Consider the following 13,367-nt stretch of genomic DNA (forward strand, 5'->3'; position numbering starts at 1 on the left):
GTCCTGAGGGAAAGAAGGCAATCAATTGTTATATTATAACATTTAATTCGCAAGCACCCTTGCCCTCTGTAGGAGCGGCTTCAGCCGCGATGAAGGCACCGCGCTGCCTGGCACCCGCTGCGCGGGTGATCGCGGCTGAAGCCGCTCCTACAGAGGGCGGATCAGATCAATGGTTTGCCAGCGAACATCGACCACTCGCTTTGCGGCACAATCGCCAGGCAACCCCGTGCCCACACATCGAGTACCGTTCATGACCATCCGCCCCACCCTCGCCCAGGACCTACCCCTGCTCCCCGACCTCGAGCGCTCCGCCGCCCAGGCGTTCAGGCAATACCCGGCCCTGGCCTGGCTGGCGGACAGCGACGTGATGGATGAGGCGGAAAATGCGCGGTTCCAGACTGTGGGCGGCAGTTGGGTCGCTGTGGACGAGCGGGACCACCCGCTGGGCTTTATCTGCGCCGCGGTGGTCGGCGACAACTTGCACATCCACGAACTGTCGGTCTGCCAGCAAGCCCAAGGCCAAGGGCTTGGCCGGCAACTGCTCGACCAGGCGATCCAGACAGCCCGTGCAGCAGGACTGCACGCAGTGACCCTGACCACCTTCGCCGAAGTGCCCTGGAATGGGCCGTTCTATGCCCGCCTTGGGTTCAAGGTGCTGGCAGCCGGGCACCTGGACGACCGCTTGGCCGCGATCCTGGCCGAGGAGCGCGCGCACGGCCTGGAGGGGCGCTGCGCCATGCGCCTGCCCCTCGGCATCTAGGGGCCGCTGCGCACCCCGGCCTGCACACTCCCCGCCAGGCAATAGCGATCCCGCCCCTGGCGTTTTGCCGTGTACAGCGCCTCGTCCGCCGCCGTCATCAGGTTCTCCGGGGTGACGTTCTCCAGCGAAGGCGCCGCCACGGCGATGCCGGCACTGGCCGACACCTGGCCCAAGGGGCTGCCCAGGTGCTCGATGGCCGCGTGGCGCAACGCGTGCAGGATCTCCTGGACGATCAGCGCGGCGCCCTGGGTATCGGTGTCCGGCAGCAGCAGCGTGAACTCCTCCCCGCCATACCGCACCGCCAGGTCACCCGGGCGCTTGAGCGCCTGGCGCAGCAGCTCGCCGAACTGCCGCAGGCACGCATCCCCCGCCGGGTGACCGTAACGGTCGTTGTAGGGCTTGAAGTGGTCCAGGTCGAACATCACCAGCGCCAGCGATTGCCCCTGGCGCCGCGCACGGCGGATCTCGGGTTCGAGCACGGCATCGAGACGACGGCGGTTGCCCAGGCCGGTGAGGCTGTCGGTCAGGGCCATGGCCTTGAGCGTCTGGTGCGCCTGGTGCAAGGCGCGCTCGATGGCGATCCGCTCGCGCAGCTGGCGCAGTACCACCCAGCCAAACCCAGCCAGGCCGATCAGCAACAGCACCAGCACCGCCACCGACTTGAGCATGTCGTGCCGCCAGGGCGCGATGATCGACTCACGCGACAGCCCCGCCTCCACCACCAGCGGGTAGCTCGACAGCACACGGAAGCCATACAACCTCGGGGTGCCATCAACCACCGCCACCGCCTCGGCCACGCCCTCGCTGGCGTAGGGCAGGTGGTTGCGAAAGATCTCGCTGGCCGCAAGGCTGCGGCCGATCACCTGCTCGACGAAGGGGCGGCGCACGAGGATGGTGCCATCGCGCATGGCCAGCACCAGCGCGCCGCGCTCGTCGATCTTGAAGTCGCCGTAGTAGCGCACGAACCAGTCGACCTTGATGGTGCCCAGCAGCACCCCGGCGAAACTGCCGTCGGGGTAGTCCAGGCGCCGCGAGATGGGGATGATCAGGTCGCCGGTGGAGCGGCTGCGCACCACCGAACCGATGCGCACCTGGCGGTCCGGGTGGGTGCGGTGGTAGATGAAATAGTCGCGGTCGGCGTTGTTGGCGCCTGGGGGTACCACGTCCTTGTCGGTGACGATCCAGCTGCCGTCGGGGGCGTAGACGAACAAGCCGTGCAGCTGCGGGATGATCGCCGCCTGCTGCTTGAGCAAGGCGTGCAGCCGGGGCCGATCGATGTGATCGAAACCATCACCCTCGAGGCGCTCGGCCAACGCGGCGGTGATAGCGTCGACCTGGCGGATGGCATCTTCGGCGTGCTGGCCGGTGGCCCGGGCCAGGTTGGTCACCGCATGGTCAGCGTTGATGAACGCCTGGCGATAGTCGCGCCAGATCCGCCAGCCCTCGATCAGCACGAAGGCCAGCATCACCACCGCCATGAAGCACAGCACCAGGCGGAACAGCGCCGTCGCCCTGCCCTCGCTGGTCACCGCGTAGACACCGTCCTCGGTCGCTTTCCTGGCTGCACGCATTGAAATCCATTGCCCTCTTGCCTTTGCCGCCCATGACTATAGCCCAGGCGCTTGCAGGCAAAAAAAGGCCCCGGGACACGGGGTCCAGGGGCCGAGGTGGCTGGAATGCCCAACCAAAGGAGGTCTTTGACTGCCTGTAGGAGCCAGCTTGCTGGCGAACCGGCCAATCGTCGACACGACCTGTTCGCCAGCAAGCTGGCTCCTACCGGGTGTCATGTCATATTTGCGTCGGCCAGCCGCCGCCCAGGGCGCGGAACAGGTCGACCAGGGCCAGCTGGTGCTGGGTGCTGGCCTCGATGTAGGTCGCCTCGTTCACATAGTTGCTGCGCTGGGCGTCGAGGTAGCGCAGGTGGTTGTCCACCCCGCCCTCGTAGCGCGCCTTGGCCAGCGCCAGGGTCGCCTGGCTGGTGTCGGCCAGGGCCCGGCGCGCAGCCTCTTCGCGGCGCAGGGTGTCGGTGGCGGCCAGGGCGTCGGCCACCTCGCGGAAGGCGGTCTGGATGGTGCCTTCATAGGCGGCCACCGCCGAATCCTTGCGCGCCTCGGCCAGGCTCAGGCCGGCCTTGTTGCGCCCGGCGTCGAACAGCGGCAGCGACAGTTGCGGCATGAAGCTCCAGCTGCGCGAGCCGCCCTCGAACAGGCCGGACATCTGCGCACTGGAGGTACCAAAGCTGCCGGTCAGGCTGATGCGCGGGAAGAACGCCGCCCGCGCCGCGCCGATATCGGCGTTTCGCGCCCGCAGCCGGTGTTCGGCGGCGAGGATGTCAGGGCGCCGCTCGAGCAGCGCCGACGGCGCGCCCGGGGCAATTTCCTGCAGCACCATGGGCGCGGCGGAACGCTCGGCCGGAATGGCCTTGGCCGCCTCGCTGCTGCCCAGCAACAGCACCAGGGCGTTGAACGCCTGGCGCTGCTGGCGCACGGTGGTTTCCAGCTCGGCCCGCGACTGCTCCACCAGACCCAGGGCTTCCTGGTGGTCCAGGGCGGTAGCGGTGCCGGCCGCGCGGCGCTGGCCGACCAGGGCCAGCGAGTCCTCGCGGCTGGCCAGGGTCTGGCGGGTCAGGGCCTGGCGGCGCTCGGCGCCGTCCAGGGTCAGGTAGGCCTGGCTGACCTCGGCGACCAGGGCGACGCGCGCGGCGCGCCCGGCCTCCTCGGTGGCCAGGTACTGCTCCAGCGCCGCGTCGCTCAAGCTCTTCACCCGGCCGAACAGGTCCACCTCGTATTCCGGCAGCGACAACCCCACCTGGTAGGTGCTGTTCACCCCTTCGCGGCCATCGCTGGCCAGTGCCGCCGGCAGGTGCTGACGATTACCCGAGGCCCCGGCGTTCAGGCCCGGCACCCGGTCGGCACGCTGGATACGGTACTGCGCACGAGCTTGCTCTATGTCGAGTAGGGTCTGGCGCAGCGAACGGTTGTTGTCCAGCGCGGTGGCGACCAACTGGCGCAGCGTCGGGTCAACGATGAACGCCTGCCAGTCCAGTTGCTCCACCGCCCGGCCCTGATGGGCCGCCGCATCGCCCCACTGGGCCGCGACCGGCGCCTCGGGGCGCTGGTAGGTCGGCGCCAGCGAGCAGCCGGCCAGGGCGAAGGCCAGCGCACAGGGCAAAACGAAATTACGCATGTCCATCACTCCACGGCCTCGATCGCTTGTTTCACAGGGGCAGGCTTGCGCTTGAGCAGCGTCAGCACGAAGACGAAGCAGATCGGCACGAACACCACGCCCAGCAAGGTGGCGCTGAGCATGCCGCCGATCACCCCGGTGCCGATGGCGCGCTGGCTGGCTGCGCCGGCGCCGGTGGCGATGGCCAGCGGCACCACGCCGAGGATGAACGCCATCGAAGTCATCACGATCGGTCGGAAACGCAGGCGCGCGGCCTCGATGGCGGCGTCACGCAGGCTGTAACCCTTCTCCCACAGCTCCTTGGCGAACTCGACGATGAGGATGGCGTTCTTCGCCGCCAGGCCGATGATGGTGATCAGCCCGACCTTGAAGTACACATCGTTGGGCATGCCGGTGAGCATCACCGCCCACACCGCGCCCAGGGCGCCGATCGGCACGATCAGCATCACCGTCAGCGGGATCGCCCAGCTTTCGTACAGGGCCACCAGCAGCAGGAACACCACCAGGATCGCCAGGGCGAACAGGCCGGCGGCCTGGCCGCTGGAGACCTTCTCCTGGTACGAAAGGCCCGTCCAGGCGTAACCGATGCCGGGCGGTAGCTCGCTGACCAGGCGCTCCATCTCGGCCATCGCCTGGCCGGTGCTGGCGCCCGGGGCGGCGTCGCCGGCGATGCGGATCGACGGGTAGCCGTTGTAGCGCACCAACTGCACCGGCCCCTCCTCCCACTTGGTGGTGGCGAAGGCGCTGAACGGCACCTGCTCGCCACTGGCGTTGGGTGCATACAGCCGCATCACGCTTTCCGGGGTCATCCGCTCGCCCTGCTCGGCCTGCACCACCACGCGCTGCTGGCGCCCGGCATTGGTGAAGTCATTGATCACCGCCGAACCGAAGGCGGTGGCCAGGGTGCTGTTGATGGTCTCGAAGCTCACGCCCAGGGCGCGGGCCTTCTCGCGGTCGATCTGCACCCGCAGCTGCGGCGCCTCGGCCAGGCCTTCCATCATCGCGTAGAGGATCACTGGGTTGCCGTTGGCGCGGGCCAGCAACTGGTCACGGGCCGCCAGCAGCGCTTCGCGGCCCAGGCCGCCACGGTCCATCAGGCGCAGGGCGAAACCACCGGAGTTGCCCAGGCCGTCGATTGGCGGCGGCATGACGGCCGTGATGGTGCCGTCGCCATTGGCCGCGAACTGCGCGTTGATGGCCGCGGTCTCCGCCTCGGCCGACTGCTCCTGGCCACGCACGGACCAGTCCTTGTAGGTGGGGAACGCCAGCGCGGCGTTGTCGCCCTGGCCCGAGAAACTGAAGCCGCTGACGATGAACGAGCTGGCCACCGCCTCGCGGGACATCAGGAACTGCTCCAGCGCTTCGGCGGTGTGGTCGGTACGCACCCGGCTGGCGCCCGGTGGCAGTTGCACGTCGACGATGCTGTAGCCCAGGTCCTCGGACGGCACGAAGGCCTCCGGCAGGCGCAGGTAGGAATAGCCGAGCACCACCAGGATGCCGACGTAGGCCAGCATCCAGCGGCCGGCGCGGGCCACCAGGGCGCTGTTCATCACCGAGTAGCGCTCGGTCACGCGGGCGAAGGCGCGGTTGAAGGCACCGAAGAAGCCGCCTTTCTCATGGTGACCGTGGGGCACCGGCTTGAGCAGCGTGGCGCACAGCGCCGGGGTGAAGGTCAGGGCCAGGAAGCCGGAGAACAGGATCGACACCGCCAGTGACACGGAAAACTGCTGGTAGATCACCCCCACGGAACCTGACATGAACGCCAGCGGCAGGAACACTGCAGCCAAGACCAGGGTGATACCGATGATCGCCCCGGACACCTGCCCCATCGCCTTGACCGTGGCCGCCACTGGCGACAGGCCTTCCTCGGCCATCAGCCGCTCGACGTTCTCCACCACCACGATAGCGTCGTCCACCAGGATGCCGATGGCCAGGACCATGCCGAACATCGTCATCATGTTCACCGAGAAGCCGAGCAGCTTCATCACCATCAGCGTGCCCAGCAGGCACACCGGCACCACGATCGACGGAATCAGGGTGTAGCGCACATTTTGCAGGAACAGGAACATCACCAGGAACACCAGCACCATGGCTTCGGCCAGGGTGTGGAGGACCTTCTCGATGGCGACGTCAACGAAGCGCGAGGTGTCGTAGGGCACCGCATACTCGACGCCTTCCGGGAAGAACTGCGACAGCTCCGCCAGACGCTCCTTGACCAGCGTCGCGGTCTGGATCGCGTTGGCGCCAGGCGCCAGCTGCACCGCGCCGGCCACGGCCGGATGGCCGTCCAGGCGCGACGACAGGTTGTAGTTCTCGCTGCCGATGGCCAGGCGCGCGACATCGCCGAGCAGCACGCGGGAGCCGTCCGGGTTGGCGCGCAGGACGATGCCGGCGAACGCCTCGGGGGTGTCGAGGGTACCCTGCACCGCCAAGGTCGCGGTCAGCTCCTGCTCGCTGGCCCCCGGGGTGCTGCCGAAGCTGCCGGCCGGCACCTGGACGTTCTGGCCACGAATCGCATTGTTGATGTCGTCGATGGACAGGCCATAGCCCACCAGCTTCTGCGGATCGACCCAGACTCGCATGGCCGCCTCTGAAGCGAAGAACTGCAGCTTGCCCACGCCGGGCACGCGCCGCAGTTCGTTGTTGATATTGCGCGCGGCGTAGTCAGCCAGGGCCGTGGTGTCGCCGCTGTCACTGGCCTTGCTGGTCAAGGCGTAGATCAGCAGGAACCCGGCGCTGGCCTGCTCAACCTTCAAGCCCTGGGTCAACACCGCCTGGGGCATGCGCGCCTCGGCCTGCTTCAGGCGGTTCTGCACGTCCACCTGGGCCATGTCCGCCTCGGTGCCGGGCTCGAAGGTCACCAGCACCTCGGCGACGCCGTTGGAGTTGTTGGTGGACTCGTAGTACAGCAGGCCCTTGGCGCCGTTGAGCGACTCTTCGATGATGCTGGTCACCGACTCCACCAGCACCTTGGCCGACGCGCCCGGGTAGCTGGCGGTGATGGAGATCTGTGGCGGTGCCACGCTGGGATACTGGGCCACCGGCAGCGCCGGGATCACCAGCAGGCCGGCCAGGGAAATGAACAGCGCCATGACCCAGGCGAAGTTCGGCCGATTGATGAAGAACTTGGACATCTCGCTACCCTCGCCTTATTGCGCCGCGGCCTGTTGTGCCTGGGCCAGGCTGACCGGCGTGCCCGGAACCAGGCCCGCCGGGCTGCCGACGATGACCTGGTCACCGGCGCGCAGGCCCTCGGTTATCTGCCAGCGCGCGCCCTGCATCACGCCGGTGCGCACGCTGCGCGCCTCGGCCAGGTTGCCGGTGCCCACCACCATCACCCGCGCCTCGCCATCGCTGCCGCGCTGCACGGCGCGTTGCGGCACGAGGATGGCCTGCTGGTCGGTGCCCTGTGGGGTGCGCACGCGCACGTACATGCCCGGCAGGAGAATGCCGTCGGCGTTGTCGAAGCGCCCGCGCAGGCTGACCTGGCCGGTGCCACGGTCGACCGCCACATCGGTGAACATCAGCGCGCCCTGGCGCTGGTAGTCGGTGCCTTCGACCTGGGCCGTCAGCGCCTTGTCGTCGCCACCGGCCAACGCGCCGTCCTTCAGGGCCTGGCGCAGGCGCAGGGCATCGGCGGCGGACTGGGTGAAGTCGACATAGATCGGGTCGAGCTGCTGGATACGCGCCAGCAGCGTGGCGTCGCCCTGCCCCACCAGCGCCCCCTCGGTGGCCAGGGCGCGGCCGATGCGCCCGGAAATCGGCGCGGTGACCGTGGCGTAGCCAAGGTTCAGGCGCGCGGTCTGCACGTCGGCCTGGGCTGAACGCACGGCGGCCTGGGCGCTGCGCAGCTCGGCGGTGGCGCTGTCGAAGTCCTGCTGGCTGACCGCTTCGATCTTGACCAGCGGTTCATAGCGCTTGACCCGCGCCTGGGCTTCCTGCTGCACCGCCTGGGCACGTGCCTGGTCACCCTCGGCCCGTGCCAGGGCGGCCTTGAACGGTGCCGGGTCGATCTGGAACAGCACGTCGCCGGCCTTGACGTCGGCGCCCTCTTCGAAGCGTTTGTGCAGGACGATGCCGGCCACCCGGGCACGCACCTCGGCCACCCGCATCGGCTCGACCCGGCCCGGCAGGGTCGAGGCCAGGGCCAGTGGTTCACTGGCCACGGTCACCACCTCCACCGGATACACCACCTCGGCCGCGGCCTGGGGCTGATCCGCCCCGTCACAGCCCGACAGCGCGATCGCCGCCGCCAGCAGGCCGACCACCCCAATTGCACGCAAGTTGCCCATGAATTTCACCCGAGCCTTTGATTTGAAAACGGCGCGAATGGTACTCAGAAAGCGTTATTGAGTCAATTTAGTCTCATTTGATTCTCTTGTTAAAGATTGTAATCACGGTGGCCGATCGTCACCTCGTGGCACCCTTGGCCATGGGCAGGCGTCAAATGAACACACTGGACTCAAGGAGAACGCCCATGGCCCTGCATGCCGTCGCCACCCTCGCCGAGCTCGATGAGCAGCGCCCGCTGCGAGTCCAGGCCGGTACTGAAGAGGTCATCCTGGTGCGCCACGGCGACCAGGTGCGCGCCTACCAGGGCAATTGCCCCCACGCCGGGGCGCCCCTGGATGAAGGCGTGATCTGCGCCGGCCTGCTGGTCTGCCCCTGGCACAAGGCCGCGTTCGCCATGGATGAAGGCGCCGTGTGCGAGCCCCCGGCGCTGGTCGACCTGCGCCGCTACCCGGTGCAGGTCAAGGATGGCCAGGTCTGGGTGGACGACCAGCCGCTGCCCAGGGCCGAACCGCCCCTGCACAGCGATGCCCGCACCTTCGTCGTCATCGGCGCGGGCGCGGCGGGCAGCGCCGCCGTGGCGACCTTGCTCGGCCATGGCTTCGGCGGGCGGCTGGTCTGGATCGACCAGGAGCCGCAAAGCGCCTACGACCGTACCGCCCTGAGCAAATTCGTCATCGCCGGGCAGATGCCCCCGGACGAAGTGCCGTCGCTGCTGGAGCCTGACGACCTGCGCCGGGGCCAGTTGCAACGCCTGCACACCAAGGTTCGCTCGCTGGATGTCGAAAAGCGCGAGATCGCGCTCGCCGACGGCAAGCCGCTCAAGTACGACGCCGCCTTGCTGGCCACCGGCGGCAAACCCCGGCGCCCGGACCTGCCTGGCGCCCACTTGCCCGGCATCTGCGTGCTGCGCTCGCGGGAAGATGCCGCGCGCTTGCTCGACCTGGCCGAGCCCGGCCAGCCGGTGGTGATCGTCGGGGACGGGTTCATCGGCCTGGAAGCCGCCTCGGCCCTGCGTAAGTACGGCTTGCAGGTGCATGTGGTCACGCGCCATCCGATCCCGCTGGTCAAGCAGCTGGGTGAGCGCATTGGCCGAACGCTGCGTGAACTCCATGAACGCAAGGGCGTGGTGTTCCACGGCCCGACCGAAGTGACCGCCTTTGAAGGCAAGGAACGGGTCGAGGCAGTGGTGCTGGCCAACGGCGAACGGCTGGCCACTGCGCTGGTGCTGCTGGGCACCGGCGTCTCGCCGGCGACGCGCTATGTGCAGGGCCTGCCTCTGGGCGAGGACGGCGCTATTGAAGCGGACGCGCACCTGCAAGCCTGCGACGGCCTATGGGCGGCCGGCGACATCGCCCGCTTTCCCCTCGCCGGGCGCCCGGTGCGCATCGAACACTGGCGCCTGGCCCAGCAGCACGGCGTGATTGCCGCGGCCAACATGCTCGGCGAGCGGCGCCGCTATGACGACGTGCCGTTTTTCTGGACCTACCAGCACGGGCGCACCTACGAAGTGCTCGGGCATGGCCGCTACTGGAACCGCATCGAGTTCGTCGGCGAGCCGGAGCATGGCGATTTCATTGCCCTGCAGTGCATCGACGACGAGGTCGAGGCGGTGATCGCCAAGGGTTACTCGGATGCCATGGCTGTGTTGTCGCAGCGGATGAAGCGGCCGCTGTCGAGCCGCGAAGCCCGAGAACTGATCGACACCGCCAGCCACGTGACTCAATGATCTGGCACAACCTCTGTAGGAGCGGCTTTAGCCGCGATCACCCGCCAAGCGGGTGCCAAACACCGCGGCGCCGGCATCGCGGCTGAAGCCGCTCCTACAGGCAACCCTGTTCCACGGCCCTTTCAAACAGGTGCGGTTGTGTGTAAAACCACTGGATCACTTCGCCTGACAAGGACCCGCGAGCATGATCTACCGCCCCCTCGGCCACTCTGGCCTGCAAGTCTCGGCCCTCACCCTGGGCAGCATGATGTTCGGTGAGCAGACCAGCACCGAAGACGCGCTGCGCATCATCGACAAGGCCTGGGACCAAGGCATCAACTTCATCGACACTGCCGACGTGTACAACGGTGGGCGCTCGGAGGAGATCGTCGGCGAGGCGGTGGCGCGCAACCGGCAGGACTGGATCGTCGCCTCGAAAGCCGGCTACGGCCCGGTCGACGGCGTGCCCAACCGCAGCGGCCTGTCGCGCAAGCACCTGTTCAATGCCCTGGAAGCCAGCCTCACCCGCCTGGGCAGCGACTACCTGGACATCTACTACCTGCACCGCGAGGACCACGCGGTGCCGCTGGAAGAGACCGTGCGCGCCATCGGCGACCTGCTGGCCCAGGGCAAGATCCGCTACTGGGGCGTGAGCAACTTCCGCGGCTGGCGCATCGCCGAGATCTGCAACGTCGCCGAACGCCTGGGCGTTGCCAAGCCGGTGGTCAGCCAGCCGTTGTACAACATCGTCAACCGCCAGGCCGAGCCCGAGCAGCTTACCGCCGCCACCTACCACGGCCTGGGCGTGGTGCCGTTCAGCCCCCTGGCCCGTGGCGTGCTCAGCGGCAAGTACGCGCCGGGCTCGATACCGGATGCCGGCAGCCGCGCCGGGCGCCAGGACAAGCGGATCATGGAAGTGGAATGGCGCCAGGAGTCGTTAGCCATCGCCCAGAAGATCCATGCCTACACCGAGGCCAAGGGCGTCGGCATCGTCGAGTTCGCCATTGCCTGGGTGCTGAACAATCGCCTGGTCAGCTCGGCCATCGTCGGGCCGCGCACCGAGGCGCAGTGGGACACCTACGCCGGGGCGCTGGAGGTGAAGGTCACGGCGGAGGACGAAGCCTTCATCGATTCGCTGGTGACGCCAGGGCATGCCTCGACGCCCGGGTTCAACGATGTGGCGCATTTCGTGACCGGGCGTTTGCCGCGGGCATGAGGGTCGCGCAGGACCTGTAGGAGCGGCTTCAGCCGCGATGCGGCCGACGCGGTGTATGGCACCCGCTTGGCGGGTGATCGCGGCTGAAGCCGCTCCTACAGAGGACACACCAATTGGGGAGCCACACGCCGGGGTACCGGTCCCCCTATTCCCCAATCACCTCGGTATCGTGCGCGCCATCGAATCAACTTTCCGATGGAGCCCCGATGAAACTCTTCGAACCTCTCAAGCTCGGCCCGCTGACACTCCCCAACCGGGTCTTCATGGCCCCCCTGACCCGCCTGCGCAGCCTGGAACCCGGCGATGTGCCGACCCCTCTGATGGCCGAGTACTACCGCCAGCGCGCCAGCGCCGGGCTGATCATCAGCGAGGCCACGCAGATCTCCTTCCAGGCCAAGGGCTATTCCGGTTCGCCGGGCATCCACACCCCCGAGCAGATCGCCGCCTGGCGCCAGGTCAACGAAGGCATCCATGCCGACGGCGGCCACAGTGCGGTGCAGGTCTGGCACACCGGCCGCGTGTCGCACACCTCGCTGCAACCGAACGGCGACGCGCCCGTGGCGCCTTCCGCGCTGCCGGCCAACGCCCGGACCTCGCTGCGTGACGAAAACCGCAAGGTGATCCGCGTCGAAACCTCCGCGCCACGTGCCCTGAGCGAAACCGAGATCGCCGCGATCGTCGCCGACTTCGGCCAGGCCGCCGCCAACGCCCGCGAGACCGGTTTCGACTTCATCGAACTGCACGCCGCCCATGGCTACCTGCTGCACCAGTTCCTCACCCCCAGTGCCAACATTCGTGACGACCGCTACGGCGGCAGTGTCGAGAACCGTGCGCGCATCGTGCTCGAAGCGGTGGACGCCGCCATCGCCCAGTGGAGCGCCGACCGGGTCGGCATCCGCATCTTCCCGCTGGGTGGTTTCAATGGCGTGGACAACGGCGAGGACCAGGAAGCGGCCGGGCTGTACCTGATCGGTGAGCTGGCCAAGCGCAACCTGGCCTACCTGCACCTGTCCGAACCGGACTGGGCCGGTGGCCAGCCCCTGCGCGATGAATTCCGCGAGGCGATTCGCGCGGTGTATCCAGGGGTGATCGTGGCGGCGGGCGCCTATACCGCCGAAAAAGCCGAGGACCTTCTCAGCCGCGGGCTGATCGATGCGGTGGCATTCGGCCGTGCGTTCATTGCCAACCCGGACCTGGTGGAACGCCTGCGGCTGCAGGCGCCGCTGAACGAGCACCGCGCACAGTTCGACTACGCCAATGGGGCCGAGGGGTATACCGACTACCCCGTCCTGAAACAGGCCTGAATACAGCCCTTGTTCTCCTCACGCCTTGCGCGATCCTTGTGGGAGCGGCCCATTCGCGACACAAGGCCGCTCCCACAAGGGCAGGCGTCAACAGCGAATACTCTGCAAGACAGTTGCTCCCACCTGTAGGAGCCAGCCTTGCTGGCGAACACCGTGGTGAATTGGTCAGATTGCTGGCATTGTGCACCTTTCCCTGCGCAAAGGACGCGCTCCATGGCCCTGCACCTCTGGTTGACCTTCTCCTTCGCCTACCTGCTGACCTCGCTGATCCCCGGCCCCAACGTCCTGCTGACCGTGCGCAACGCCCTGCGCTACGGCCCCTCCGGCATGGGCATGACCTTGTTTGGCAACCTCACCGCGCAACTGCTGACCATCACCGCCGTGGCCATGGGCGTGGGCGCCCTGCTGATCTCGCTGCCCACGGCGTTCCTGGTGCTGAAGCTGGTGGGCGCCGGCTACCTGATCTACCTCGGCCTGCGCCAGCTGCTGGCGCCCAGCAGCACCTCGGCTGCGACCGCCCCACCCGCGGCCACGCCACCCCAGACGCAATGGCGCATTGCCGTGGAAGCCTTCCTGGTTTCAGTGAGCAACCCCAAGACCCTGGTGTTCTTCTGCGCCTTCCTGCCGCAGTTCCTCGAGCCCGGTCGGCCGATCTTCGGCCAGTTCGCGGCGATGTACCTGAGCGGCTCGCTGATCGTCTGCCTGGTGCATTCGTTCTATTGCTTCACCGCCTACCGCTTCGGCCTGCGCCTGAAGGCGTCGCCCCTGGCCGCCTGGTTCAAGCGGGCCACCGGCGCGCTGTTCATCGGCCTGGGCGTGCGCCTGCTCAATGCCAGGGCGGTGTAGGCCTCACTTCTCTCCCCCTGCCTCGTGCAACCTGCTGCTGTGATGACACCGTTACCG

At 67.8% G+C, this 13,367-nt stretch carries 9 protein-coding genes; 5 read left to right on the top strand and 4 right to left on the bottom strand.

All coding sequences use genetic code 11. The features are described from left to right. Window positions 1–250 precede the first annotated feature (250 nt). Complete coding sequence (locus PSEEN_RS14450; protein WP_011534276.1) at window positions 251–760, top strand: GNAT family N-acetyltransferase; 510 nt, start codon at window positions 251–253, stop codon at window positions 758–760. On the opposite strand, the gene PSEEN_RS14455 is transcribed toward PSEEN_RS14450, so the two are convergent. The 4 genes from PSEEN_RS14455 to PSEEN_RS14470 all read right to left on the bottom strand — a co-directional run bounded on the left by PSEEN_RS14455 (window position 757) and on the right by PSEEN_RS14470 (window position 8,238). Beyond that, the gene (locus PSEEN_RS14455; RefSeq protein ID WP_011534277.1) at window positions 757–2,331 is read right to left on the bottom strand and encodes a sensor domain-containing diguanylate cyclase; all 1,575 of its coding nucleotides are present in this window, start codon (window positions 2,329–2,331) and stop codon (window positions 757–759) included. The two genes, PSEEN_RS14450 and PSEEN_RS14455, sit on opposite strands and share 4 nt — an antisense overlap. Window positions 2,332–2,548: 217 nt before the next feature. After that, window positions 2,549–3,952 (bottom strand): efflux transporter outer membrane subunit, encoded by a 1,404-nt coding sequence (locus tag PSEEN_RS14460; RefSeq protein ID WP_086009443.1) that lies wholly within the window; start codon window positions 3,950–3,952, stop codon window positions 2,549–2,551. Then, window positions 3,952–7,080 carry an efflux RND transporter permease subunit gene (locus PSEEN_RS14465; RefSeq protein ID WP_011534279.1) on the bottom strand — a complete coding sequence of 1,043 codons (3,129 nt, stop codon included), beginning with the start codon at window positions 7,078–7,080 and terminating at the stop codon, window positions 3,952–3,954. Before PSEEN_RS14465 ends, PSEEN_RS14460 begins: the two co-directional genes overlap by 1 nt. A 15-nt stretch (window positions 7,081–7,095) precedes the next feature. Then, window positions 7,096–8,238: a MexC family multidrug efflux RND transporter periplasmic adaptor subunit gene (locus PSEEN_RS14470; RefSeq protein WP_011534280.1), complete on the bottom strand. Its 1,143-nt coding sequence runs from the start codon at window positions 8,236–8,238 to the stop codon at window positions 7,096–7,098. Window positions 8,239–8,423: 185 nt separating this feature from the next. Here PSEEN_RS14470 and PSEEN_RS14475 point away from each other — a divergent pair, with 185 nt between their 5' ends. From PSEEN_RS14475 to PSEEN_RS14490, 4 genes are all read left to right on the top strand, one after another. Continuing rightward, window positions 8,424–9,965, top strand: a complete 1,542-nt coding sequence (locus tag PSEEN_RS14475; RefSeq protein ID WP_011534281.1) for an FAD-dependent oxidoreductase — start codon at window positions 8,424–8,426, stop codon at window positions 9,963–9,965. Between the two features lie 184 nt (window positions 9,966–10,149). Further along, window positions 10,150–11,160, top strand: a complete 1,011-nt coding sequence (locus PSEEN_RS14480) for an aldo/keto reductase (RefSeq protein ID WP_011534282.1) — start codon at window positions 10,150–10,152, stop codon at window positions 11,158–11,160. A 206-nt stretch (window positions 11,161–11,366) separates the two neighbouring features. Beyond that, window positions 11,367–12,464, top strand: coding sequence for an alkene reductase (gene nemA / locus PSEEN_RS14485; RefSeq protein WP_011534283.1), 1,098 nt, complete (start codon window positions 11,367–11,369; stop codon window positions 12,462–12,464). A 213-nt stretch (window positions 12,465–12,677) separates the two neighbouring features. Next, window positions 12,678–13,310: a LysE family translocator gene (locus PSEEN_RS14490; RefSeq protein ID WP_011534284.1), complete on the top strand. Its 633-nt coding sequence runs from the start codon at window positions 12,678–12,680 to the stop codon at window positions 13,308–13,310. Window positions 13,311–13,367: the final 57 nt, after the last annotated feature.

The organism is Pseudomonas entomophila L48 (genome assembly GCF_000026105.1).
Lineage (GTDB): Bacteria > Pseudomonadota > Gammaproteobacteria > Pseudomonadales > Pseudomonadaceae > Aquipseudomonas > Aquipseudomonas entomophila.

Coding starts and splice junctions, on each gene's coding strand:
- PSEEN_RS14450 (WP_011534276.1), top strand. CDS start 251: ATGACCATCCGCCCCACCCTCGCCCAGGACCTACCCCTGCTCCCCGAC.
- PSEEN_RS14455 (WP_011534277.1), bottom strand. CDS start 2,331: ATGCGTGCAGCCAGGAAAGCGACCGAGGACGGTGTCTACGCGGTGACC.
- PSEEN_RS14460 (WP_086009443.1), bottom strand. CDS start 3,952: ATGGACATGCGTAATTTCGTTTTGCCCTGTGCGCTGGCCTTCGCCCTG.
- PSEEN_RS14465 (WP_011534279.1), bottom strand. CDS start 7,080: ATGTCCAAGTTCTTCATCAATCGGCCGAACTTCGCCTGGGTCATGGCG.
- PSEEN_RS14470 (WP_011534280.1), bottom strand. CDS start 8,238: ATGGGCAACTTGCGTGCAATTGGGGTGGTCGGCCTGCTGGCGGCGGCG.
- PSEEN_RS14475 (WP_011534281.1), top strand. CDS start 8,424: ATGGCCCTGCATGCCGTCGCCACCCTCGCCGAGCTCGATGAGCAGCGC.
- PSEEN_RS14480 (WP_011534282.1), top strand. CDS start 10,150: ATGATCTACCGCCCCCTCGGCCACTCTGGCCTGCAAGTCTCGGCCCTC.
- nemA (WP_011534283.1), top strand. CDS start 11,367: ATGAAACTCTTCGAACCTCTCAAGCTCGGCCCGCTGACACTCCCCAAC.
- PSEEN_RS14490 (WP_011534284.1), top strand. CDS start 12,678: ATGGCCCTGCACCTCTGGTTGACCTTCTCCTTCGCCTACCTGCTGACC.